The following is a 25,068-nucleotide window of genomic DNA, read 5'->3' as shown; positions in this document are numbered from 1 at the left end:
AATCCATACTCCAAACAGCTAAAACGGCTTACCGAAAGGCAAGCCGTTTGTTTATACCTCTTCCCCCAAGGCCAAGAGCCCCTTCGCCCAAATCTGCCGCGTCCGCAAACCGACAATCGCCCGCCAGTCCGGATCCGCCGGATAAAACTGCTCCAGCAGATTCAACTTGATCGCCCGCCCCGTCGCATCCAGCGGATCGCCATGCAGATGCAGCCAGTGATCGTCGCGCAGGTAACGATGCACGTCCGGCCCCGGATAAGTGCCGCACTCGATCACGAACGGCATCAGCTGCACATTCGGCAGCGCATTGAGCAGTGCCTGCGAGGTGTACCCGGTGGCGGTTGCTGCAACGCCGGTATCACTCAAGGTTTCGGCGCCGGTGTGTAGCGTGTAAAGCCACGGGCCGTAAATCGATTGCGCTTGGGCCAGTGCCGGATACGGCGCCTGGGTAATCGTCAGCAGCATCGGATGCCCGTACTCACCGGCGCCGGTGTGCAGGTCGAAACACATCACGGTTTCAGCGCCGGCCAGATGATTCTCGATGATGGAATGCAACGTGCGATTCGACCAACTCGGCGCGAGCCCGCCGAAGAACAATCCGTCGGGATGACTGTGCTGACCGCTCTCGACAATCGACATCACCGCCGGCCAGCCGTGCTCGGCAATTTGCGCATCCAGCAAGGCATCAGCCTGTTGCCGCTGAGGGCCGTTCAAATCGGTGCAGGCGTAGATTTCATGAAGCGCCGCGTAAGCGCGGTTGTCCGGAAGCGGTCGGTTGAAATCCAGGTGATTGCGGTTGAGGTCAATATTGTCTTCATTGACCCGCCGCAGCCACGCCGTGCCCCACGGGTTGATCAAGTGGATCATCACGACCGCGACATCCTTCGGCAGCGACTCCGGCGTGAAATGCTTCAGCCAGTCGATCTGGCACTCCGAACCGTAATAACCTTCAACACCGTGGGTGCCGCTGAGCGCCACCAGGCGCCGTTTGGCCGCTGGATCCCCCAGCACCGCGACATCGGTACTCAAAGACTCGCCAAACGGCCCATTGAGCGGATGCGCGTACGAAGAGAGCGTGGCACCCGCCACCTTCGCGGCAGCAAGAAAGCGCTCGCGCTGTTCGCGATAGCTGGGCTGGGTCGGAAACTCGTTGTGCATGGCGGCCTCTTGTTGATTGTTCTGGCTTCACGTTTGCCCATGACCCTACAGAAAATCCGCCAAGGCATGAAGGACGAAGATGCCTGCGGTTTGCGTCGTACGCGGCCGGCCGATACAGTCCGTCAGACTTTTATCCCACGGACGGAGAGCCCCGCGTGCTTCCAGCCCTTTCCCTGAACCGCTTTCGTCTGCCCGCCCTGACACTGATCGTCAGCGCCATTGCCCTTACGGCCTGCAACGCACCGCCCTCCTCGACCCTGCCAGTGGCACCGGAAGCCGCCTCCGGCTACCGCACCGGCCTGCAAGCCAGCCACGCCGAAAAACACATGGCCGCCGCAGCCAATCCGCTGGCCGCCGAAGCCGGTCGCGAAATGTTGCGTCAGGGTGGTTCCGCCATCGATGCCGCCATCGCGATGCAAGCCGTGTTGACTCTGGTCGAACCGCAGTCCTCGGGGATCGGTGGTGGCGCGATGATCGTGCTGTGGGATGGCAAACAGGTGCGCACCTACGACGGTCGCGAAACCGCACCAGCCGGCGCGACCGAGAAGCTGTTTCTACAGGCAGACGGCAAACCGATGCCGTTCCCGCAGGCGCAGATCGGCGGACGCTCCGTCGGCACGCCGGGCGTGATGCGAGCGCTGGAACTGGCGCACAAAAAGCACGGCCGCTTGCCGTGGGCCAAGCTGTTCGAACCGGCGATCAAACTCGCCGAACAGGGTTTTGCGATCTCCCCGCGCCTGCATTCACTGCTGAAATCCGATCCGGAGATACGCCGCTCGCCGGACATGGCCAGGTATTTTCTGAACAGCGATGGCAGCGTCAAAGCCGTCGGCACTCGCTTGCAGAACCCGGCGCTGGCCGCCGTTCTCAAACGCATCGCCAACGAAGGTGCGGACGCACTGTACAAAGGCCCGATCGCCGAAGAGATCGTGGACAAGGTTCAGGGCCACGCCAACCCCGGTAGCCTGTCGCTGACCGACCTTCAGCACTATCAGGCCAAGGAACGCGCGCCCCTGTGCACCGACTACAAGCGCTGGCAGGTGTGCGGAATGCCGCCACCCTCATCGGGCGGGATTGCGGTGGCGCAGATTCTCGGCACCTTGCAGGCGCTGGAAACCCGCGATCCGCGCCTGTCCCTGACGCCGCTCAAGCCTGTGAAGACCAATAAGCCCGCCGGCATCGAACCTGCACCGCAAGCCGTGCACCTGATCGCCGAAGCCGAGCGTCTGGCCTACGCCGACCGCGCGCAATACGTAGCCGATACCGACTTCGTGCCGGTACCGGTCAAAGGCCTGGTCGATCCGGGTTACCTGGCCAGTCGCGCCAGCCTGATCAGCGAACGCAGCATTGGCAGCGCCAAACCCGGTACACCGCCGGGCATACAGGTTGTCTATGCGCCGGATCGCTCGCCGCTGCGCATTTCCACCTCACAAGTGGTTGCCGTGGATGACTTCGGTGGCGCCGTGTCGATGACGACCACCATCGAAGCAGCGTTCGGCTCGCACCTGATGGTTCAGGGCTTCTTGCTCAACAATCAGATGACCGATTTCTCGTTCCTCCCCGAAGAGAACGGCCAGAAAGTCGCCAACCGCGTGGAACCCGGCAAACGCCCGCGCTCATCGATGGCGCCGACCCTGATCTTCGACCGCAACAGCGGCGAGTTCGTCGCCACCGTCGGCTCTCCGGGCGGCTCGCAGATCATCGAGTACGTGGCCAAAACCACGGTCGGCCTGCTCGACTGGAACCTCGACCCGCAAAGCGCCATCAGCCTGCCCAACTTCGGCAGCCGCAACGGCCCCACTGAACTCGAACAGGGCCAGTTCAGCCCGACGCTGATCCAGGCACTCAAGGACAAGGGCCACACCGTCAGCGAAATCGACATGACCAGCGGCACCCAGGCCATCGTGCGGGTCAAGGATGCTGCGGGGAAGGCAACGCTGTCAGGTGGGGCAGATCCTCGGCGCGAAGGAGCAGCGTTGGGGGATTGAATCAACGCTGCCAACTGAAAAAGGCTTACCGAGAGGTAAGCCTTTTTTGTATTGCAACATCCGGCCATGACTTGTCATTCAGCGGCGCTCAAACCTCGAGCATCTTGCCATCCACCGGATCGCCAATGGTCAGGAAATGTCCACCGGCCACATGGTGCAGCGTGCGCAGGCCGTCATGCCCTTCAAAATGCCAGCGTCCATCGCTGAACGCCCGCGAATCAGCCTGCGCCGCGATCACCTCGGCCAGGAACAGATCGTACTGTTCATGATTGCGCGGTTCCGGCAGCAACCGGCATTCGAGCCAGGCCACGCAACCGACCAGCATCGGTGCCTCGACCTGCTCGCCAGCGAAGCTCTGCAAGCCGTACGCCTGGAACTTGTCCTGACCTTGATCGCGATTGATTTCCAGGCCCGAGGTCGAACCGACAGTCTGCACAATGTCGGCCTGATGCACGCAAGGAACGTTCAGAACAAAGGTGCCCGACGCCTCGAGCAGTTGCCGGGTCCAGGTGGATTTGTCGAGGACCACCGCGACTTTCGGCGGTTCGAAATCCAGCGGCATGGCCCACGCAGCAGCCATGATGTTGCGCTGCCCGTCATGGGTGGCGCTGACCAGCACGGTCGGCCCGTGATTGAGCAGGCGGTAGGCTTTGTTCAGGGGAACCGGGCGACGGAAGGACTCGCTCATGGGATCTGCTCCGGGAAAAAGAGCCGATTGTAGCGGGATAAAAACAACGAAGGGATTGCCGTGGGCAATCCCTTCGCCTGGCAGGCATCAGTTGGATAGCTGGTTGGCGAACTGGCCGACTGCATCCACCACTTTCTGCGCGCCGTCCTGGATCTCGACGATCACCGTACCGGCCTCCGCCGCCAGCGCCAGACCTTGCTCGGCCTGTTGCTTGCCGTCGGTCATCAGGGCCACGGCGTTGCGCGCCATGTCCTGGTTCTGGCGAACCACGCCGACGATTTCCTCGGTCGCCTGGCTGGTGCGCGAAGCCAGTTGCCGCACTTCGTCGGCCACCACCGCAAACCCGCGCCCCTGTTCACCGGCGCGAGCGGCTTCGATGGCGGCGTTAAGTGCCAGCAGGTTGGTCTGTTCGGCAATGCCGCTGATGGTCTTGACGATGGTGCCGATCACCTGGGATTGCTCGTTCAGCGCCTCGATGCCTTCGCCGGCGGTCTGCATGTGCTTCGACAGATCGCGCATCACATTGACCGCTTCGGTCACCACACGGGTGCCACGCTGGGCGGTGCTGTCGGTTTGCAGGGACGTGCTGTAGGCGATATTGGCGGCATCGGCGACGGCCTGCTCTTGATTGACCTGATCGGTGATCACCGTGGCGAACTTCACCACTTTGTAGAGCTTTTCGTTGGCGTCGAGCACCGGGTTGTAGGACGCCTCCAGCCAGACCGTCCGACCATGGCTATCGACTCGCTTAAAACGGCCGGCAACGAATTCGCCGTTATTCAGGCGACGCCAGAAGTTCTGGTACTCGGCGCTGTTGTACTCCTCCGGCTCGCAGAACTGGCGGTGATGTTTGCCCTTGATCTGCGCCAGGCTGTAACCCATGCCCTGCAGGAACCGGTCGTTGGCACTCAGTACGTTGCCGCTGAGGTCGAACTCGATCACGGCGGTCGAACGCACCAGTGCGCCGATCAGGTTTTCGTGTTCGCGCGAGGCCTCGATGGTGCGGGTCAGGTCGCTGGAGAAAATCGAGAAGTGCTTGATCCGGCCATCCGACGAGCGAATCGGCTGCACGATCGAACGCAGCCACGCCTCTTCGCCATTGCCGCGGGAAAGGCGAACGGCGCCGGCAAAATGCTCGCCACGGGTCAGAGCGGCCTTGAAGCGGTGATGAAATTCGTCGGATTTCACATGGGCCGGCACGATGTCTTCGATGGCGCGGCCAATCAGGTCGTGGCTCTTGTAGAGCATTTCGCTGAGGAAGTTCTGGTTGACCGACTGAATCCGTCCGTCGGGCTCAAGGGTGAGCACCAGCATCTCGCTTTCCAGGCTCTCCTTCACTTGCAGAAGGCTGGAGAGTTCTTCACGAAGAGCCGCCAGCTCTTGCTTCAGGCGTTTGTTGAACATGGGAAAGCACCGATGGACTGGATGGATAGCGGGTATGCAGCCTAGCCATCGGCCTTGGAAATCTTTTCTGAAGAGCGCGCGAGGCTTGTCCTACAAAAATAGTTAAGCCTCGACAACTCAGGCGGTGCCGGCCACCGGACACGGCTCCGCGCGCGGCATCCGCGAGCCGAAATACGCTGCACTGACGACGCCCACCGCGCCCATCACCGCGCAGAACATCACGCAGATCCACGGGCTCCATGGCATCAGACCGATCAGCAGCAACGGCGTGACACTGGCCCAGGCGGCGTAGGCAATGTTGTAGGTGAAGGAGATCCCGGAAACGCGGATCCGCGCCGGGAACAGGCTGACCATCACTGACGGCACCGCACCGACCACGCCACAGCACAGCCCGGCGATGGCGTAGGCCAGACCGATCCAGTCCCCGCCGCTGATCAGGCAGGTGTAAAGCAGGCCGATCCCCAGTGGCAGCAACAGACTGTAGAGCATGACCGTGCGCCAGGCGCCGATGCGATCGACCAGCCGTCCGGCGATCACGCAGCCGATGTTCAGGAAAACAATGCCCAGCGCGCTCAACGCAAAAGTATGGCCGGCGGTCATGCCGAAGGTTTTCTGCATCATGGTCGGGGTAATGACCACGAACACCACTACCGCCGAGGTCAGTACGCAGGTCAGCAGCATCGCCGGCAACATGGCCAGTCGATGATCGCGCAGCACGGTGCGCAGCGGGAGTTCGACCCGCGCCTCGCGCTGCGCTTCCATGGCCATGAAAACAGGAGTTTCGCTCAACCAGCGACGCAACCAGACGCCGATCACACCGAACACCCCACCGAGCAGGAACGGATAACGCCAGGCGTAATCGAGCACTTCGGCCGGGGTGAACACTTGCGCCAGGAAAGTCGCGGTCAATGCGCCGATCAGATAACCGAAGGTCAGCCCGGCCTGCAGAAAGCCCAGGGCATAACCGCGATGCCCGGCCGGCGCGTGCTCGGCCACGAACACCCAGGCGCTCGGCACTTCACCGCCCACTGCCGCGCCTTGCAGGATGCGCAACGCCAACAACAACAATGGTGCGAAATAGCCGATCTGCGCGTAGGTCGGCATGATCCCGATCAGCAGGCACGGCAGCGCCATCATCAGGATGCTCAGGCTGAAGACTTTCTTGCGCCCCAACCGGTCGGCGAAATGCGCCATCAGGATCCCGCCCAGCGGGCGCGCCAGATAGCCGGTGACGAAGATCCCGAAGCTTTGCAGCAGGCGCAGCCACTCGGGCATTTCCGGCGGGAAGAACAACTGGCTGAGGGTCAGGGCGAAGAACACGAAAATGATGAAATCGTAGATCTCCAGCGCCCCGCCCAGGGCCGCAAGGCCGAGGGTCTTGTAGTCGGAACGGCTGAACGGCGCCGGTCGGGCAGTGGAATGGGCAGTCATGGTAAAGAACTCTGGCAGGCAAAAAACCAAGGCGCCCATGGTCTACGCAAACGGGCCGCCGGACAACCCGTTAGACCATAGTCTGATTCAGCAAAACACGGTCACAAAAATCCGCCGGTTGATTTACTGTTGGCAGCTGTCCAGACGGGCCGGCCAGGCCCCGAAGACCACAATAAACATAAAAATCCGAGGTACTCCCGTGGCCGTTGATATCGAAGATAGCCGCTCTGCGCGCTTTGCCTTGCGCTGTTCAAGTTTCGCCGAACGCTGGTTTCCCGACTCCTGGGTGTTCGCCGCACTGGCGGTGATCATCGTCGCGCTGGCGACCCTGGCCATGGGCGCCAAACCCACCGACGCCGCCATGGCGTTCGGGGACGGATTCTGGAGCCTGATCCCGTTCACCATGCAGATGGCGTTCGTGGTGATCGGTGGTTATGTCGTGGCCAGTTCGCCGCCCGCCGTGAAACTGATCGATCGCCTGGCGCGGATCCCGAAGAACGGTCGCTCTGCCGTGGCGTGGGTCGCGCTGATCTCGATGGTCGCGTCCTTGCTCAACTGGGGCCTGTCGCTGGTGTTCGGCGGTCTGCTGGTTCGCGCCCTCGCCCGCCGCACCGATCTGAAAATGGACTATCGCGCCGCCGGTGCCGCCGCCTACCTTGGCCTCGGCGCCGTGTGGGCACTGGGACTGTCGTCGTCCGCCGCGCAGTTGCAGGCCAACCCGGCCAGCCTGCCGCCGTCGATCCTGTCGATCACCGGGGTGATTCCGTTCACCCAGACGATTTTCCTCTGGCAGTCGGGCGTGATGCTGCTGGCGCTGATCGTGATTTCGATCATCATCGCCTACGCCACCGCGCCCGGCCCGAACTCGGCGCGTGACGCCAAGGCCTGCGGCATCGACCCGGCCTTCAACCTGCCACCGCTGCAACCGCGCACCCGCCCTGGCGAATGGCTGGAACACAGCCCGCTGCTGATCATCCTGCTGGTGCTGCTGGCGGCCGGATGGCTGTTCCACGAGTTTTCGACCAAACCTGCGATCACCGCGATTTCCGGGCTCAACACCTACAACTTCCTGTTCATCATGCTCGGCGCGTTGCTGCACTGGCGCCCGCGCAGTTTCCTCGATGCGGTGTCGCGCGCCGTGCCGACCACCACCGGGGTACTGATCCAGTTCCCGCTGTACGGCTCGATTGCCGCGCTGATGACCACGGTCAAGGGCACCGACGCCCAGACCCTGGCCCATCACATCTCGACGTTCTTCGTAAGCATCGCTTCCCACGACACCTATGCGTTGCTGATGGGTGTGTACTCGGCGATTCTCGGTTTCTTCATTCCGTCCGGCGGCGGCAAATGGATCATCGAGGCGCCGTACGTAATGCAGGTGGCCAACGATCTCAACTATCACCTCGGCTGGGCGGTGCAGATCTACAACGCCGCAGAAGCCCTGCCGAATCTGATCAACCCGTTTTATATGCTGCCGCTGCTGGGCGTGCTGGGGCTCAAGGCGCGGGATCTGATCGGTTTTTCGTTCGTGCAATTACTGGTGCACACGCCGCTGGTATTGGTGCTGCTGTGGGCTCTGGGTACGACGCTGTCGTATCTGCCGCCCGTCATGCCCTAAACGATGTCTACAGGGCGCCGGCTCTGGCGCCCTGTCTTTCCCATCGACAAAATCGCCCCGAACGATCCCTCCTGCGGCTGCCTGTCGCAAATAATGGCTCAGAGCCATCATCTTTCTTTACCGCGCCACTGCCTCGGTAATATTCTTGCGCGCCCCATATCTGTTTCATTTTTTGTCTGAGCGCAAAGGGAGTTCGTTGCAATGATCGTCGGGATTGACCTGGGAACCACCAACAGCCTTGTTGCCGTATGGCGCGGCGATGCCACTGAGTTGGTGCCTAACGCCCTGGGGCAGTTCCTGACACCCAGCGTGGTGGGCCTGGACGATCAGGGCCGGATTCTGGTCGGGCAAGCTGCCCGCGAACGCCTGCACACTCATCCGCGTCTGACCGCGTCGCTGTTCAAGCGTCATATGGGCAGTGCGACGGAGGTCTACCTCGGGGATAAAAAATTCCGTCCTGAAGAGCTGTCGGCGCTGGTACTCAAGAGTCTGAAAGAAGACGTCGAGCGCACCTACGGCCAGACCGTCACGGAAGCCGTGATCAGCGTTCCGGCGTATTTCAGCGACGCCCAGCGCAAGGCCACGCGCATCGCCGGTGAGCTGGCGTGCCTGAAAGTCGAAAAGTTGATCAACGAACCCACCGCCGCCGCACTCGCCTACGGACTGCACCAACGGGACAAGGAAACTTCGTTCCTGGTGTTCGACCTGGGCGGCGGTACGTTCGACGTGTCGATTCTCGAACTCTTCGAAGGCGTCATGGAAGTGCGCGCCAGCGCCGGTGACAACTTCCTCGGCGGCGAGGATTTCGACAACGTGCTGCTCGAGCACTTTATCGATCAGCATCGCAACGTATCGGATTTCCCCGAGCGCTCGACCATCCTCCAGCCGCTGCGCCGCGAAGCCGAGCGTGTACGCCGCGCACTGGGCCAGGACGCCAGCGCCGAATTCAGATTGCAGGTCGGCGAAAAGCAATGGACCCAGACCATCACTCAGGCGCAAATGGCGACGCTGTACATGCCGTTGCTCGAACGCCTGCGCGCGCCGATCGAACGGGCCCTGCGCGACGCACGCATCCGCGTCAGCGATCTCGATGAAATCCTGCTGGTCGGCGGCACCACCCGCATGCCGCTGGTGCGCAAACTGGCTGCCGGGCTGTTCGGCCGTTTCCCGTCGATCAGCCTCGATCCGGATCAAGTGGTCGCTCAGGGCGCGGCGATTCAGGCAGCGCTAAAAGCCCGTTCGGCCGCGCTGGAAGAAGTGGTGCTCACCGATGTCTGCTCCTACACCCTGGGGATCGAGACCTCTACGCAGGTCGGTCGCCAGTATGAAAGCGGTCATTACCTGCCGATCATCGAGCGCAACAGCATCGTCCCGGTCAGCCGGGTGAAAACCGTGCAGACCCTTCACGACAATCAGGAACAGGTCGTCGTGAAAATCTTTCAGGGCGAAAGCCGTCTGGTCAAAGACAACGTGGCGCTCGGCCAACTGGACATCAAGGTGCCCAAGCGCAAGGCCGGCGAAGTCGAGCTGGATGTGCGCTTCACCTACGACAACAACGGCCTGCTCGAAGCCCAGGTCAGCATTCCTCTGACCGGTCAGCAGCATTCGCTGGTCATCGAGAACAACCCCGGCGTGCTGACGCCCGAGGAAATCCAGCAGCGTCTGCAAGCCCTGGCGCAACTGAAGATCCATCCGCGCGAGCAGCAAGTGAACACCCTGCTCAGTGCACGGCTGGAACGTCTGTATCAGGAAAGCCTGGGCGACCTGCGCGATCAGATCGGCTATTGGGCCAAGCAATTCCAGCAGGCGCTGGACTCCCAGGACGAGCGGCAGATCCGTGAAACCCGTACCGAACTGAGCAAGCAATTGAGCGCCCTCGACCGCAGCCCCTGGCAGTAAGGAAGCACGACATGGAATGCTGGTCCGTCCTGCAACTGCCCGAAGACGCCGGGCTGCGTGATATCAAGCGCAGCTATGCGCGTCTGCTGAAAGTCTTTCGGCCCGATGAAGATGCCGCAGGCTTCCAGCGCCTGCGCGAGGCTTATGAACGCGCACTGTCGATTGCCCAGTGGCGCCTTGAAAACGAAGAGACCGAAGAGCACGACGACGTCATGCTGGCCCCGGGGATCGCCGCGCTGGCGGTACAAGAGCAGTCCATGGCCCAGCCACTGCAGAAGACCGGGACCGATGCGCGGGATTACCCTGCGGCGCTGTTCGAACCGGTGGCCCCGGCCGCGCCCGAAGCACCGCTCGAGTCGCAGACCTTGCGGGTACAACCCCTGAACCCGGAGCCCGCGGAGCAGACCGCCGACTCGGCCGTTGAAGCCGCGTCGCAATTGCTGGACGGCCTCTCGGACACCAATCTGGACCAGCGCTGGGAGCAAGCGTGCCAGCAGGACTGTGCGCAAGCGTTCCAGACCCTGTTGCTGACGTTGTGCTTCGATCAGCCCGCCCTGCGCCTTTCGATTGCCCGTTGGGCGGTACAGCACCTGGGTTGGCTGGGCCCATGGCAGGAGATCGTCATCGGCGACCGGCAGCGCATCATTCTCGCCAACGAGTTGCTGGCGGATTACCGACAATCGCTGGAAACGCTGCTCGCATCGCAAAACGAGCGCGAATTTCTCGCGCTGCTCAAGACTTATACGGCCCAACCCTGGCTCCAGGTGTTCGACCGTCGGGAACACTGGCAGCAGATCATCCTGCAACTGCTGCAGGACACGGAGTGGAGCGTGCCGCTGTTCGACCGCGTCTCCCAATTGTTTGGTTGGGACGACACCAAGGGCATCCATCCGCAACCGGACTGGCTCTGGCAGGAGATGATCGAGCGCTGCAATCAGGAAAGCCTCTACGACAATCTGTGCGCCCGGGCCGAAGATCAGCGCAACGGGTCGCCCGATGCGCTGGCCGCACGGATGCTGATCAGCCCGATGAAGCCGCGGCAACAGAAAGACATGACCGACCGCTTCATTCCGGCGGACTGGCAGGCCTGCCAGCAGTTGTCGGAAACCCTCAAGTGGCGCTTCCCCGACCTGCTCGCCCGCCTGCCGTACGCCGACGTCTTCTACTGGCGACGCTTTCTGCCGCGCTACATCGCCGCCGAAACCTGGATGCAGTCATGGGCGGCGATCGCGCTGGCGCTGTGGCTGTTCTATCTGCCCGCCGAGCATAAAACCACAGCCATGAGCATCGTCATTCCCCTGGCCTTCGCCTGCGTTCCTGTCTGGTTTTTCCGGATCGGCTTGAGTTATTGGTTTCTGATCAGCGCCCATTTGATCGTTCAGGATCTGTGGTTGACCGAAAGGATCATTCCACGCCGATGGAACCCTGATACCCGCTGGCTTGTGCTGCGCCATGGCGTGCCGCAAGCCGTCATGATCCTGCTGTTCTCGGTCATGCTCGGCGGCCTGGGAGCCTTCACCTACATCGGCGTCATCGTGATCGGGCTTTGGCACAAGCGGCGCATCGGTACGCTCGACCCGGAATTCAGTGACAAACACCCTTGGCTGACCGCCCTGCACTGGGCGCACTTCAGCCCGTTACAACTGCTGTTTCTGGTGTTCATGACCGGGGTGACTCTTGCGAGTCAGCTTGGTTATTCGCTGAAACACCTGTTCCCCGGCTAGGCTAGACGCGGGCCGGATAGCCCTTCCACCAAGGTATTACCCTCGCTGAAAAGGATCTGAGCATGTTGAAACTCGCAGGCCTCACCCTCGCGGCGCTCACGTTGAGCGCCGCCGCCCACGCCGATGTCGACCTGAAACTGGGCAGCACCGAACGCGTCACCCGCCTCTTCGCCTACCCCAACAATTGCAGCGTGATCTGCTTTCGCAACTGGACGCTGGAGCAGACCGTCGCCCATTACCTGAGCCAGAGCGTGCAGCGTGACGGCTACACCAACGCCAAGGTGCTGGTGAAAAACGACAACGATCAGCTCTATGCCGAAATCAGCGGCGTACCACAGGGCTACGACAAACCGCTGACCGCGCTGCTGGACGCCGGCGACCTGGCCTACACCGGCGCCAGCAAGCTCAACGCCGACGGCAAATGGGCGTACAGCTGGTATCTGTTCCTGCCACTGGGCATGGCCCTGGAAAACCGCAAGAGTGTCGAGCTGCTGCACTTCCCGCCGGATTACTCGCTGACCCAGGCCCAGGATTACCTGCGCTCGAACACTACCGACCGCTGGGCCGCGCTGCTAACCGACAATGGCATTCCCGCCGACCAGACGCCGGCCTACCAGACCATCATCGACATCGCCCCGATCGCCGCGCCCGCCAGCGCCGGCAAGGATCTGGAAGGCGTGTACGACTACTTCAAGGATTACCAGACCACCATGGTCAGGCAGGTCAGCCAGAACGCCAGCGGCACCGTGCTGCCGATGGTTGCCTTTGGTGCGCCGGTGCGTAACTGGATCAAGCAGCAATACGGTGCGACCGTGAATGTACTGGGCCTGGCGACCATCAGCCCGAGCGCGGGGGTGAACGTACCGGTGCTGGGTTCCAACCACCCGAGCTACATCTGGTACGCCGCCGACCCGAGCAACTACACCGGCGACGATGCCCAGGCCAAGGCCGATGCGGCCGGTCTGAAGGTGATGGGACAAGACTTGAGCGCTGCCTGCTGGCAGGCCGGAATGGGCAGCAAACCGGGCACCGATCCGAAGACACTGCTCAACAGTTGCACCCAGACCTGGCAAGTGACGCAGAAAGCCAAGACCTGCGAGCTGTTCTACACCACGATCCGCAACGAGACCGTGGCACAGGCGGACAAAACCTGTTCGACCGCACCGGTCAAATCCCAGCTGCAACAGCTGAAAAGTCCATTGCCGGACATGGCCGCGCCCGCCGCCCACCTCTGAACGAACGTGCGACGCTCCCGTGTCAGCCTCGGCTGACTCGGGAAAGCGTCTATTTCGCCTGTCAGATCTGACAGTAGACCGCTAGTGTGATTTACGGGATCTTGGATCCAATCAATCGTGTTGCAGGACTGACAGGACGTCAGCCGAGGGATGTCGCGACACCGAATCCAACAGGGATCGTTATGAACACTTACGCACTACCGGGTAAAGCGGCACGCGATACCGAGGGCATTTATCCTTTTGCCGGACTCCCTGTGCGCCTGGGATTTCCGTCAAAACAGGATTTCGAGATTGTTCACGATCCCGACGGCGTGGCCACCGCTGTCATAGCGTGCCGGGCATTCATGCGCATCACCCGAATGTGCCGGGTTTCAGGCCAGTTGCTGCCCTATCGCTGCCGGCAGACCCGGCAATTGCTGGCCGGCATCCATCTTTACGATCCGCGCTTTTGCGGCGCGTTCGAGCATTGTTGCGACCCGAACACCTTTCTCGACATGAGCGAATTATGGGTATGGGCCCTGCGCGACATTGTGGAGGGTGAAAGGCTGACCATTGATTACACCGCCACCGAAGACAAACTGCTGCGGCAGTTCGCCTGCGGTTGCGGGTCCTCGCGCTGCCGTGGGTGGATCACCGGTTACGACGAATCACCCAATCTTGAAGGCCAGCGCTATTTGCTCAGCTGGCGGCGACAAGGTTTACGCTGAACGACCGGTCAAGGCGCGCCGACCGGACGCAAGCGGTACTGCGGCGGTAATTGCTCGAAACCGCTGATCGTGGTGTTCAGGCTCTTCCAGCGACCATCCTTGATGCCGTAGATGCAACCGTGGATCGACAGGCTCTGCCCGCGATGCCAGGCGTTCTGGATGATGCTGGTGTGGGCGACGTTGGCCACTTGCTGAATCACGTTGAGCTCGCACAGACGATCGACCTGTTCTTCTTCGGTCGGCAGCCTGGCCAGCTCTTCGCGTTTTTCGTAATACAGGTCGCGGATCGAACGCAGCCAGCCGTCGATCAGGCCGAACTGACGATCCTGCATCGACGCCCGCACACCGCCGCAGCCGTAGTGTCCGGTCACCAGGATATGTTTGACCTTGAGCACGTCCACTGCGTACTGGATCACCGACAGGCAGTTGAGGTCGGTGTGCAGCACCACGTTGGCGACGTTGCGGTGAACGAACAGATCGCCCGGCAGCATGCCGACGATTTCATTGGCCGGCACCCGTGCGTCGGAGCAGCCGATCCACAGATATTCAGGCGTCTGCTGACGGGCCAGCTTGGCGAAGAAATCCGGGTCTTCCTTGGTGATCGCGTCAGCCCAACGCTCGTTGTTATCAATCAGGTCTTGTAAGTCATGCATGCTGTAAGGCCTCAAGAAAGATGCGCTGGTATGACAGTCGACCACCCGTCGGGGTCACGCACGGATCGCTGGTGATTTGCTTTGAATTCTCGCGCGCCCGGTGAGTCCACCTCAGTAAGGCCCACAGAATGAGGATTTGCCATGCCTGATTCACGACGTCCGTACGATGCGGTGCAACCGGAGCCCATCGATGATAACGAAGACCGCATGGGGTCGGTGCACGAGCTGGATTTCGACGATGAAGAGCCCAGTGCGAAGATCGGCGATGAACTGCCTGAACGCGAGCGCGAACAGTTGATGCCACGCGAGCGCGTGCGCGAAGCCGGTTTGACTGGGGCATCGACCGCCGATCATGAGCCTACCGACGACGACCTTAGCCCGGAAACCCTGATCCGTGAGGACGGTGCCCGGGATGCTCGGGAACTCGGTGAAGGCAATCAGGCCGATTGGGATTTGAGCGTGGTCGACGGCAACGACATCGGCGGCGGCAACGGGCTGGATGAAGCGGAACTGGCGCGCCGCGATCCGCTGGATCGCAAGCGCTGAGGACACCTGCCGCGATCAGTCGACGAGCGTGCAGGCCATGACCACGGCATCTTCACGCCCGCCGACCGCCGGGTAGTAATCCCGGCGCCGGCCGATCTCGTTGAAGCCATAGCGCTCGTACAAGCGAAAGGCCGAGGTGTTGCTGTCGCGCACTTCCAGAAAGCATTCCCGGGCATCGGCGGCGTAGGCGCGGGACATCAGGTATTCGAGCAGGGTCAGCCCCAGCCCGCGCCCCTGGTTTTCCGGCTTGACCGTGATGTTGAGCAGGTGCGCCTCATCGAGAATGATCTGCACCACCCCGTGGCCCACCTGCTGCTCTCCTTCGAACATCAGCCAGATCTGGTACTTGCCCAGGCCGTCGAGAAAAATCCCGCGGGTCCACGGATGGCTGTACGCGGCGAATTCAATCTTCAGCACGGCGTCCAGATCCGCCTCGGTCATCGGGCGAAACGATACAGCGTCACTCATTCGATTCTTTCCAGCGCGCCATCAGCCGACGCATGGCTTGCCACACGGCGGCCTTGCGCTGTGGCTCATCCATCAACAATTCCAGCCCCGGCACGGCCCACGCCAGGCCAAGACCCTCGATTTGCAATTCAGTGTTGAACGCTTCGGCATCCGCTTCACCGGCAAAGCGCACCGCCGGCAGGCCGATCAGCCACAGGCAGGCGCACGGCGCCGCCTCCATCTGCACCGACAGGAATCCCTGGACGAAATCCCGGGCCGCTTCAGGGCCCTGATCCATCGTGCCGCGGTTCAGCCACGGCCAGCGCACCGGCTCACCGACAATCTGCGGCGCGTCCGGCAGACCGGCGGCGCGCAGCATGTCCTTGAGCAACAGATAGGCAGGATCGCGGGACTGGAAGGCTTCGCCTGTGGGTAACTCCACCAGCAGCAGGCAACGGCCGGCGCGCAGCAATTGCAGGGCAAAACGTGGTGGCGGCACCGGTGCCGGCTTGGCCACCACGGGTGTTTCGTCGACTTCTTCGACCGGTTTGGCGCCCGTGCGGGTGCTGGCCAGCGAAGGTCGCGGAACTTCGATTTTCGGCCGTTCGACCGGACGCGTGGCCGGCTGCTCCGGCGCTTCGGCCGGGATGGCCGGGATCACCGGCGCGGCAATCTCGGGCTCGGGCATGTCCAGCAGCTCGGGCCGCGACGGCGCGGCAAAGGGCAATTCGGTGCGCGGCAGCCAGTTGACCACCTGCATGGCGTTCAAATAGGCGCGGCGGCGGGACTCGATTAGCAAGGGTCGGCCACTTGTGGATAACTGAAGTGCGCTGATTCTACCGCCCTTCGCTCAAGATCGCGCGCTGTTGATCGATAGTCTTGACCGATAGCTTGACGCAAAGAAAAGCGACAGCCCGTCCCGAGAGTGAATCGCATCCTTCGTGATGCAGTACAATCGCGGCTTTTAATCGCCAACCAGCCGGCCATTCCGATGATCGAACCCAAGCGCGTCTTGCGCGCCCTCGCTGAACACTGGGCACTTCTGGAGCCACTGTGCGAGCACTTCGACCAGGGCACCCTGAGCCTCAACGAACTGCGCACGCAACTGGCCGCCCAGCAACTGGACAGCACGCCGCAGGACATCACCAGCCTGCTCGACGTGTGGATCCGTCTCGACATTCTGGTTCCCGTGGCGAAAAGCCCGAACCGTTTCGAGCTCAATGCGCAGATCCACGACTTCCTCGCCTACCTGCGCCGCGAGCACCGTCTGGGCCTGTGCCTGGAGATCGAAGCCTATCTGCGTCACCTCGAGCGTCTGGCCGGTTATATCCAGGATGCGTTCGACGTCCGTGACGGCAATGATCTGGCGCGCCAGCTGCGCCTGCTCGACATGCGCGTGCGCGACGTGCTGAAGAAACTCGACAACGACGAACAGGCGCTGGTGGCCGTGGCCGAGCGGGCCAAGACCAGCGACCGGCAGATTCCGCTGCGTCAGCGTTACGCCGAAGTACTGGCGACGTGGGACGAATACGTCGAGCCGATGATCGATCTGGTGAACGCCGACGGCGCTTTCGAGCAAGGCGTGCGCAAGGTCGAAACCGTATTGCTGAAAATGCTCAGCGAACAGCAGCGCCTCGGCCATCTGGTCGATGACGACATGCTGCTGCGCACCCACGCGCGCATCCTCGAAATGCAGACCAGTGCCCAGCTGACCCTGCGTCACGCCCGGGAATTGCTGCTGCCGCTGCGTGAAGAAGCCCGCCGGCACAACGCCGTGACCCGTGGTGCTGCGCTGGCCCTCGCCGCGATCCGCCGCAAAGGCATTGACGCGGTGCCACAAGCGGCGATGCCACTGTTCACCCGGCCGCAAAGCACCTTTCTCGGCAGCGCCAGTCAGGTCGAAGCCTACGTCTACGCCCTGGCCCGGTTCGAGCCGAAACCGGCGCGTTTCCCCAAGGCGCACAAATCGCAGAAGACCGGCGATGCCCCGCGTGCCCCGCGCACCGTGCGCGAGATGGTCGACCGCTGCGAAGAATCCCTGCCGATGCCGGACCTGATGACCTGGCTGCTGGAGCAGGAGCCGGACGGCGCGACCGACGAATTGCTTTACTGGTTCTCGCGCCTGTCGCGGGAAAAACGCTTCAAGCGCGAGCGTCTGGAACGCCGCGAATACCACACTCACGAGCATCAGGTCAGCCTGCGCTCCTTCGCCCTGCTCTCGGCCGGCGATACCGCCGCCGAGGATTCTGCGAGCATCCCCAATGCATCTTGATCTATCCGAACTGTCTCAGCTGGCGCCGATCTTTCGCGAGCTGTTCAAGGGCTACCACGTCAGCCGTCGCGACCCGGAGCTGTACGCGCAACTGTCGAACTTCCAGGACCAGTACCGCACGCTGTTCAAGGCGCTGGGCTTCGAACTGGTCTGCGACACCCGTGGTTTCTACTACTTCGTGCCGGACATGGCCGCAGCGGCGGTGAACAAGACCGCTCAGCGCCTGGCGCTGTTCACTTTCATCCTCGTCGAGCATCTGGCCGATCAGGGCCGCGACCCGATCGCTGTGCTCGACGGCGGCAGCCTCGGCCGCGAAGAACTGCCGTCGCTGCTGGAAAAGTACCGCGACCTGTTCATCCAGGCCGAAGTGCAGACCGTTGAAGAGCTCGAAGAAAAAATCATGCGTCGCATGACCCAGCTCGGTTTCGCCAGCGAGGAAAACGGCGTGTACCGTTTCCTGCCGCCGATGCACCGATTCCTCGACGTCTGCCTGTCGGTCCAGCAGGACCGTGATCTGGCGGCCAGCGTGCACAGTGTTCTGCCGCTGCCGGCACCGGTGCTGATCGACGAAGAAGCCGAGGCCAAATTCCTCGCCACCGACGACCCGCTCGATCTTTCCGAATTTGAGGAAGAAAGCGAAGAAGACGCACTGGCCCGCGCCATTGCCGAAGAACAGGAGTCCGACGCATGAGCCAGGAACGCTACGGCATCCGCCGCTTTGCCCTTTTGAACACCGCCGGTTACAGCCTTGGCCTGTTCCCGCTGGAAGAACCGCTGTCGGTCTACGGCGCGAACAACCTCGGTAAATCCGCCTCGATCAACGCCTTGCAGTTCCCGATCCTGGCGCGCATGTCGGACATGAGCTTCGGCAAGTACAGCCTGGAGCAATCCCGGCGTTTCTACTTTGCCTCCGACACCAGCTACATCCTCGTCGAAGTGAATCTGCCTCATGGCCCGCACGTGATCGGCGTGGTCGGTCGCGGCCCGGGTGGCGGTTTCGGTCACCAGTTCTTTGCCTACGCCGGCAAGCTCGATCTGGCGCACTACCAGAAAAACGACACCTGCCTGCGGCAGAAAGAGCTGTTCAGCAACCTTGAGAAAGAAGGCCTGAAAGCCTACGAACTCAAGCCGGATGAGCTGCGTCGCTTGCTGGTTGGCGGTCACACGTCGATCCCGCTGGATCTGACCTTGATCCCACTGCGCTCCACCAGCGAGCAGAGCCTGAAGACTTTCCGTGCGCTGTTCATCAACCTGCTGCACATGCGCGAAATCACCGCAGCCAAGCTCAAGCAGCTGTTCCTCGATGCCTTCGAACACAGCCTGCGTTCCGGCAGCGTCGATTACATCGCGGCGTGCGAAGAAGCCTTCCGCGACGTGCGGCGCATGGAACAGGACTACAACTCGCTGGTCGCTGCCGGCCCGTTGGTCGAAGCCTTGGCCAACGGCGTGAAACAGCGCGATGTACTGCGCGGCAAACTGCATCGCCTGTCGCCACTGCTCGACTCTTTGCTCGGCACCTGGTCGGACTACGCCACGGCGCGCAAGGAAGAGCTGACCATCCAGGCCGAGCACTACCGTCGCGAGCAGGACGATCTGCAAAACGATCAGCGCGGTGGCACCCAGGAACTCATGCGTCTGGAGCGGGAAATCTCCGGTATCCAGCGCTGGCTCGGCGAGTTGTCCGTTCTGAAGAACCGCTTCGCCCTGGTCGATGACGTCAAAGTGCTGGAGCAGCAACTGCTGGCGGCCAAGGACGCTCACGACGAACTGGCCGGTGCGCTGGCGCAGTCCCGTCAATTCAGTGCCGAGGATCTCGAAGAACGTCTTCGCGATCTGGAAAAACGCCTGAAGTCGGTGAAGCAGCAACTCGATCACGCCGACAACAACAGCTACGCCCGCCTGCGCGAAGAGTTCTCGCAACAGGACGTCGAGCGCCTGATGCGCCTGTTCAACAGCGCGCTGTTCAGCCTGCCGCTGGGCGAACACGGCATCACCCTCGACGAGAACGGCGAGTGGGTGAAATCGGTGGAGCTGATCCTCGACGGCTTCAAGGGCGAGCGTTTCGAAGTGCCGGGCCTGTCGATCGACATCTCGCACATCGAGCCTCCGGCTCTGCAAGCGCTGGCCGACCGTGCCGCGTTGCGCGATCAGAAAGAGCGTCTGGAAAAAGAGCTCAAGCAACTCAAGACCCAGCAAGCGGTGGCCGCCGACCGCGCCGCGAGCAAGACCCAGACCGAAGCGCTGTATCAGCAGGTGCTGGATGCGCAGAAGGCGCTGGAAGACTTCCGTCGCACCCAGACCCTGAGCGCCGAAGAAGGCGACAAGCTCGAGCAACTGGCGCAGATGGAAGCCGCGCAGGACGAACTCAAGCGCTCCAGCGATGCGTTCACCGAGCGCGTCCAGCAACTGTCGGCCAAGCTGCAACTGGTCGGCCGGCAGATCGCCGACATGGAAGCCAAGCAGCGCACGCTCGACGATGCCCTGCGTCGCCGTCAGTTGCTGCCGGCGGACCTGCCGTTCGGTACGCCGTTCATGGATCCGGTCGACGATTCGATGGACAACCTGCTGCCGCTGCTCAACGACTATCAGGACAGCTGGCAAGGCCTGCTGCGCGCCGACGGGCAGATCGAAGCGTTGTACGCGCAGGTGCGCCTCAAAGGCGTGGCCAAGTTCGACAGCGAAGACGATATGGAGCGCCGTCTGTCGTTGCTGATCAACGCTTACGCGCACCGCACCGACGAAGCCCTGACCCTGGGCAAGGCCCGTCGCGCAGCCGTGACCGATATCGCGCGGACCCTGCGCAACATCCGCAGCGACTACGACAGCCTCGAGCACCAACTGGCGCTGTTCAACCGCGAGATCAACAAGCGTCAGGTGTCCAACCTGCAGAGCTTCCGTATCGTGCTCGCACCGAACAAGGAAGCGCTCAAGCACATCGACCAGATCATCCACAGCGCCGGTCAGTACGAAGAAGGCGAAACCCTGTCGGTGTTCGACCTGAACCAAAGTGCGGAACAGGACAACAAGAACGAAGAGGCCAAGGAATACCTGGCGCGGCTGGTGGCGGCGAACCACAACCAGCTCGGCCTCAAGGACCTGTTCGAACTGGCGTTCGAGATCACCAAGGTCAACGGCCAGCCGGTGATCCACACCGACATCGATGGCGCGGCGTCCAACGGCACGACGATGACCATCAAGGCGCTGACCAACATGTACTTGTTGCTGCACTTGATGGATCGCGACCTGGCCGGTCGCGTGCGCCTGCCGTACTACCTCGACGAGGCAGCAGACATCGACGAGAAAAACCAGGCCGCACTGCTGGAAACCAGCCTGCAACTGGGCTTCGTGCCGATTCTGGCGAGCGTGAAGCCGCAGGTGTGCGCCAGTGTCGCCATCGACCTGGAAGGCGGCAGCGGGCCGGCCGGCATCTACATCGACGAAGCGGACTGGAAGTACATCCGTCGTCACGATGTGGTGAAGGCCACGATCAACGTCGAAGCTGACGAGCCGGAGCTGGATGCGGTTTGATACGTAACTGACGGGCACAAAAAAGGGCCGCGATCCAATGGATCGTGGCCCTTTTTCATGGGCTCTGGATTATTTGCCGAGGGGAATTTTCGGTGCCCAGTTCAGCCACTCGTCTTCAAACTTGTCAAACAGCGGGAAGGTTTGTTCGGCACGGGCTGGGTTGCCCATCTTCTCGCCGTCCGGGGTGGCAAAAGCGATGCCGCCCTGAATCGCTGTTTCAAGCGACTCCGTGCGTACGGTTACGCCTTTGAACAGGCCGATGTCGAAACCGACGCCGCTGGTGTTCCAGAAGCGACTGCCGCTGCGCACCAGTGGAGCGTATTTCGGTTCGATCAGGATGTGCACCAGTACGCGATCCGCTGTCTGGCCCAGTTCGTAGCCGGTGACTTTGCCCACGGTGATTTCGCGGTAGGTGACCGGCACACCCGGCTTCAGCGAACCGCGACGGGCAGCGCTCAATACCAGACTCAAGCCAGCCTCTTGCTTGGTGACTTCCGGCGGATTGGCCAGGGCCACGAAGTTCTTCTGCGGGCCGAGGTTCTTGGCCGCCGGTTGCACTTCGATGTACTGGCCGGTGACCAGGGTCTCCAGGTTCGAGGTCTTGATCAGACCCAATTCCGGTTTGACCACCCAGAACTGGCTGCCGACCCGTGCGATCTTCTCCGGCACTTCGGTGATGCGCGCGGTGAGGATCACCGATTGCAGATCATCGGTCAGGTCGACGCTTTCGATCTTGCCAACGTCCAGGCCTTTGAAGCGAACCGGGGTGCCGCTGCGCAGTCCGTCCGCGCGATCGACCTTGATGGTGACGACGGCGCCTTTCTGATTCGCTTCATCATGGCTGGCGAACAGACGGAAGCGCGGAATGCGTTTTTGCAGCGGTGCCTTGGCTTGCGGGGTTTCGAAGGCGATGCCGCCGGCCATCAGGGTCTGCAGCGATTCACTCTTGACCTGAATCCCACCGGTCAAACCGCCGGTCAGCGTGACGCCGCTGACGTTCCAGAACCGGGTCGAGGCGTTGACCAGGTTTTCGTATTCCTTCTCGATGTGGACGCCGATCACCAGTTGCTTGCGGGTCTTGGAGAACTGATAACTCTGCACCGAACCGACCTTGACCTGCTTGTAGAGGATCGGGCTGCCGACATCGATCGAGCCAAGGGTATCGGTAAACAACACCAGGTGCAGGCCGGGTGCGCGCAGATCCAGCGGCGGCGCTTTGGGCCGGGCTTCGAATTCACGCTGTGGCGCACCACCCTTGTCACCCGGGCGTACGGCGATGTAGTTACCTTTTACCAACGCTTCCAGACCGGTGATGCCGGCCAGGGAGATCGATGGTTTGACCACCCAGAATTGCGTGCCGGTGACCAGATAGTCTTCAGCCAGCGGGTCGAGAGTCAGTTCGGCGGTGGCGCTGGACAGGTCAGGATCGATTTTCAGCGCTTTCAGGTTACCGACCTGAATGCCCTTGTACATCACTGGAGTGCGCCCGGCTTGGAGGCCCTCGAAATCGCTGAGTTTGACCTTTACACGGATACCGGCGGCGGCCGCATCGAAGTCTTCGTAGAGACGGAACGGCAGGCTTGGATCGGTGGGCGGGCTGTCCTTGCGGTTCTCCGGCGTAGCGAAGGCGATACCGCCGGCGACGATGCTGGCCAGGGATTCGCTGCGCACTTTCACCCCGGACAGGTTGGCGTCGATGCTGATGCCGCTGGCGTTCCAGAAACGGGTGTGTTTGCGCACCAGTTTGGCGTAGGTCGGTTCGATGAACACCTTGAGTTCGACGGTGCTCTGGTCTTCCGACAGCACGTAACTTTTGATCTGACCCACTTTGATCTGCTTGTAGAACACTGGGCTGCCGCGATTCAACGAACCGAGGCGATCGGCCTTGATCGTCAGGTGCAGGCCGGGCTTGGAGTCCGATAGCGGTGGCTCTTCGGCCAGGGCCTTGAACTTGCGGGTCGGCTCGCCTTCGCCGGGGCTGATGGCGACGTAGTTACCCGATACCAGGGTCTCCAGGCCGGTGATCCCGGCCAGGGTCACGCTTGGCTTGACCAGCCAGAAACGGGTGCTGGTCTTCAGGTACTGATCGACATCCTTGTTCATCTCGATGGTCGCGATGACACCTTTGGAGTTGCCTTCATCATCGAGCTTGAGGGCTTTCACCTTGCCGACCGGCATGCCTTTGTAGACCACCTCGGTCTTGTTGGCCTGAATGCCTTCACCGCTTTCAAACCGCACCTGAATCTCGATGCCGGTTTCGTTATAGGCACGCCAGCCGAGCCAGCCGCCGATAATCAGAGCGATCAGGGGCAGCACCCAGATGGCAGACCAGTTCGAAGCCGGTCGGGTTTTCGCTACAGGCAAATCAGTCATGGTCGGCGTCCGACTCCGTGTTATCCCAAATCAGTCGGGGATCGAAAGTGACAGCGGCGAGCATCGTCAGAATCACCACACTGGCGAAGGCGATGGCGCCAAGATTGGCTTCGACACTGGCAAGCCGGCCGAAGTTGACGACCGCCACCAGAATGGCGATCACAAAAATATCGAGCATCGACCAGCGGCCGATGAACTCGATGAAGCGGTACATCCAGATCCGCTGACGGGCGGACAAGGGCTGGCGGCGCTGCACGGAAAACAGCAGCAGCGCGATGCCCACCAGCTTGAACGTCGGCACCAGGATGCTGGCGATGAACACCACGGCGGCAATCGGAATCATGCCGTGCTGCACCAGCTGGATGACGCCGGACATGATCGTGCTCGGATCACCCTGCCCCAGTGAGCTGACGGTCATGATCGGCAGTACGTTGGCCGGGATGTAGATAATCGCGGCCGTGATCAACAGCGCCCAGGTTCGCGCAAGGCTGTTGGGCCGCCGGGCGTGAACCAGCGCACCGCATCGGGTGCAGGTCTGCACATCGCTGTCTGCATCCTGCCTGTTCAGTTCGTGGCATTCGGTACAGATCAGAATGCCCGCATCAATCGCCCGCATGGGCATCTTCTCCTGATAACGCCTGCCAGATCTGGTGCGGTGACATCACCACTTCGAGCCAGACCTGAACCAGTAACAAGCCGATGAAACATGCCAGACCGAGGCCCACGGTGATAGCCGCCATGTCCGCCAGTTTGACGATCGCGACCAGGACGCCCATGAGGTAGACCTCGAGCATGCCCCAGTCTTTGAGGTGGTGATAAATGCGGTAGAGCAGCAGGCCATAACTGCGTCCGATGTTGAAACGGATCGTCAGCAACACGATCAACTGACACAACAGTTTCAACAGTGGAATCGCCATGCTGCAAAGGAATACGACAACCGAAACACCGCGCATATCGGTGTTGAACAGGCCGATCACACCGCTCCAGACCGTGTCCTGCGACGATTGCCCGAGAACATTGAGCTGCATGATGGGTAAAAAGTTCGCCGGTACATAGAGCAACAGCGCGGCAATGACCAGGGCAAGACTGCGCTGCACCACGTTATGACGATGAGCGTAGAGTTCGTAACCGCAGCGTGGGCAGAGGGCTTTTTCGCCGTGAGCAAGCTTGGGCTTGCGCATCAGCAGATCGCACTCATGACAGGCCACCAAGTCATCCAGCGGTAAATCTGACAGCCCTGGGGCGTCAACCGAATCTGACATAAGGGCTCTGGCTCCGAAAAAGTTGGGATCTATTCTAGTGTTCTGATTCGAAAATAACTGTGCAAATTTGTTCGCTGACGCGAGCAAAAACTTTCCTGCGGGCAAAACAAAACCCCAACTGCTTTCGCAATTGGG

19 protein-coding genes and 2 pseudogenes are annotated in these 25,068 nt (G+C 61.6%); 10 read left to right on the top strand and 11 right to left on the bottom strand.

Annotated elements, in window-relative coordinates:
• Positions 1-51 precede the first annotated feature (51 nt).
• Positions 52-1,158: a DUF2817 domain-containing protein gene (locus tag QRN46_RS28275; RefSeq protein WP_011335933.1), complete on the bottom strand. Its 1,107-nt coding sequence runs from the start codon at positions 1,156-1,158 to the stop codon at positions 52-54.
• 155 nt (positions 1,159-1,313) lie between these two features.
• Between QRN46_RS28275 and ggt the strand changes: the two genes are divergently transcribed.
• A complete protein-coding gene (ggt, locus tag QRN46_RS28270) occupies positions 1,314-3,146 on the top strand; it encodes a gamma-glutamyltransferase (RefSeq protein WP_285358711.1) in 1,833 nt (610 codons plus the stop codon).
• 88 nt (positions 3,147-3,234) lie between these two features.
• On the opposite strand, the gene QRN46_RS28265 is transcribed toward ggt, so the two are convergent.
• The 4 genes and pseudogenes from QRN46_RS28265 to QRN46_RS28255 form a co-directional block, all read right to left on the bottom strand.
• Positions 3,235-3,834, bottom strand: coding sequence for a flavin reductase family protein (locus tag QRN46_RS28265; RefSeq protein ID WP_011335935.1), 600 nt, complete (start codon positions 3,832-3,834; stop codon positions 3,235-3,237).
• 87 nt (positions 3,835-3,921) lie between these two features.
• Positions 3,922-4,353: pseudogene (locus QRN46_RS29225) on the bottom strand (methyl-accepting chemotaxis protein); the annotation flags it as partial.
• A 156-nt stretch (positions 4,354-4,509) separates the two neighbouring features.
• Positions 4,510-5,148 (bottom strand): annotated as a pseudogene (locus tag QRN46_RS29220) (PAS domain-containing protein); the annotation flags it as partial.
• Positions 5,149-5,355: 207 nt separating this feature from the next.
• Complete coding sequence (locus QRN46_RS28255; protein WP_041475428.1) at positions 5,356-6,669, bottom strand: MFS transporter; 1,314 nt, start codon at positions 6,667-6,669, stop codon at positions 5,356-5,358.
• Between the two features lie 199 nt (positions 6,670-6,868).
• On the opposite strand from QRN46_RS28255, the gene QRN46_RS28250 reads away from it, so the two are divergent.
• From QRN46_RS28250 to QRN46_RS28230, 5 genes are all read left to right on the top strand, one after another.
• Positions 6,869-8,287 carry a short-chain fatty acid transporter gene (locus QRN46_RS28250; RefSeq protein WP_007951749.1) on the top strand — a complete coding sequence of 473 codons (1,419 nt, stop codon included), beginning with the start codon at positions 6,869-6,871 and terminating at the stop codon, positions 8,285-8,287.
• A 201-nt stretch (positions 8,288-8,488) separates the two neighbouring features.
• On the top strand, positions 8,489-10,186 hold the full coding sequence (locus tag QRN46_RS28245) for a molecular chaperone HscC (protein ID WP_285358709.1): 1,698 nt from the start codon (positions 8,489-8,491) through the stop codon (positions 10,184-10,186).
• Positions 10,187-10,197: 11 nt separating this feature from the next.
• Positions 10,198-11,910 carry a J domain-containing protein gene (locus tag QRN46_RS28240; RefSeq protein ID WP_011335939.1) on the top strand — a complete coding sequence of 571 codons (1,713 nt, stop codon included), beginning with the start codon at positions 10,198-10,200 and terminating at the stop codon, positions 11,908-11,910.
• Between the two features lie 62 nt (positions 11,911-11,972).
• On the top strand, positions 11,973-13,145 hold the full coding sequence (locus QRN46_RS28235; protein ID WP_011335940.1) for a hypothetical protein: 1,173 nt from the start codon (positions 11,973-11,975) through the stop codon (positions 13,143-13,145).
• A gap of 182 nt (positions 13,146-13,327) precedes the next feature.
• A complete protein-coding gene (locus QRN46_RS28230; protein WP_041475429.1) occupies positions 13,328-13,852 on the top strand; it encodes an SET domain-containing protein-lysine N-methyltransferase in 525 nt (174 codons plus the stop codon).
• An 8-nt stretch (positions 13,853-13,860) separates the two neighbouring features.
• On the opposite strand, the gene can is transcribed toward QRN46_RS28230, so the two are convergent.
• On the bottom strand, positions 13,861-14,505 hold the full coding sequence (gene can, locus QRN46_RS28225) for a carbonate dehydratase (protein ID WP_011335942.1): 645 nt from the start codon (positions 14,503-14,505) through the stop codon (positions 13,861-13,863).
• A gap of 141 nt (positions 14,506-14,646) precedes the next feature.
• Here can and QRN46_RS28220 point away from each other — a divergent pair, with 141 nt between their 5' ends.
• Positions 14,647-15,051 carry a serine kinase/phosphatase gene (locus QRN46_RS28220; protein WP_285358706.1) on the top strand — a complete coding sequence of 135 codons (405 nt, stop codon included), beginning with the start codon at positions 14,647-14,649 and terminating at the stop codon, positions 15,049-15,051.
• 15 nt (positions 15,052-15,066) lie between these two features.
• Here QRN46_RS28220 and rimI read toward each other — a convergent pair whose 3' ends face one another.
• Together rimI and QRN46_RS28210 are read right to left on the bottom strand one after the other, a co-directional pair.
• Positions 15,067-15,519 (bottom strand): ribosomal protein S18-alanine N-acetyltransferase, encoded by a 453-nt coding sequence (gene rimI / locus QRN46_RS28215; RefSeq protein WP_007951758.1) that lies wholly within the window; start codon positions 15,517-15,519, stop codon positions 15,067-15,069.
• Positions 15,512-16,258 (bottom strand): energy transducer TonB, encoded by a 747-nt coding sequence (locus QRN46_RS28210; RefSeq protein WP_201816546.1) that lies wholly within the window; start codon positions 16,256-16,258, stop codon positions 15,512-15,514. The genes rimI and QRN46_RS28210 overlap by 8 nt, the downstream gene beginning before the upstream one ends.
• 231 nt (positions 16,259-16,489) lie before the next feature.
• Between QRN46_RS28210 and mksB the strand changes: the two genes are divergently transcribed.
• From mksB to mksF, 3 genes are read left to right on the top strand one after another with little or no spacing between them, the layout of a single operon-like run.
• Positions 16,490-17,770, top strand: a complete 1,281-nt coding sequence (gene mksB / locus QRN46_RS28205; RefSeq protein ID WP_162803847.1) for an Mks condensin complex protein MksB — start codon at positions 16,490-16,492, stop codon at positions 17,768-17,770.
• Entirely contained in the window at positions 17,760-18,461 is a 702-nt protein-coding gene (gene mksE, locus QRN46_RS28200) for an Mks condensin complex protein MksE (RefSeq protein WP_011335946.1), read from the top strand. The genes mksB and mksE overlap by 11 nt, the downstream gene beginning before the upstream one ends.
• Positions 18,458-21,298: an Mks condensin complex protein MksF gene (mksF, locus tag QRN46_RS28195; RefSeq protein WP_221616155.1), complete on the top strand. Its 2,841-nt coding sequence runs from the start codon at positions 18,458-18,460 to the stop codon at positions 21,296-21,298. Before mksE ends, mksF begins: the two co-directional genes overlap by 4 nt.
• 69 nt (positions 21,299-21,367) lie before the next feature.
• On the opposite strand, the gene QRN46_RS28190 is transcribed toward mksF, so the two are convergent.
• The 3 genes from QRN46_RS28190 to QRN46_RS28180 are packed head-to-tail and all read right to left on the bottom strand — an operon-like array spanning position 21,368 to position 24,933.
• Positions 21,368-23,671 (bottom strand): PqiB family protein, encoded by a 2,304-nt coding sequence (locus tag QRN46_RS28190; RefSeq protein ID WP_221616154.1) that lies wholly within the window; start codon positions 23,669-23,671, stop codon positions 21,368-21,370.
• Positions 23,664-24,287 carry a paraquat-inducible protein A gene (locus QRN46_RS28185; protein ID WP_011335949.1) on the bottom strand — a complete coding sequence of 208 codons (624 nt, stop codon included), beginning with the start codon at positions 24,285-24,287 and terminating at the stop codon, positions 23,664-23,666. Before QRN46_RS28185 ends, QRN46_RS28190 begins: the two co-directional genes overlap by 8 nt.
• Complete coding sequence (locus tag QRN46_RS28180; RefSeq protein ID WP_007951772.1) at positions 24,274-24,933, bottom strand: paraquat-inducible protein A; 660 nt, start codon at positions 24,931-24,933, stop codon at positions 24,274-24,276. Before QRN46_RS28180 ends, QRN46_RS28185 begins: the two co-directional genes overlap by 14 nt.
• Positions 24,934-25,068: the final 135 nt, after the last annotated feature.

The sequence above is a fragment of the Pseudomonas sp. lyk4-R2A-10 genome (assembly GCF_030209075.1).
Classification (GTDB): domain Bacteria; phylum Pseudomonadota; class Gammaproteobacteria; order Pseudomonadales; family Pseudomonadaceae; genus Aquipseudomonas; species Aquipseudomonas glycinae.
The sequence above is the reverse complement of the archived record's forward strand: the minus strand, read 5'-3'. Positions and strand labels throughout refer to the sequence as shown.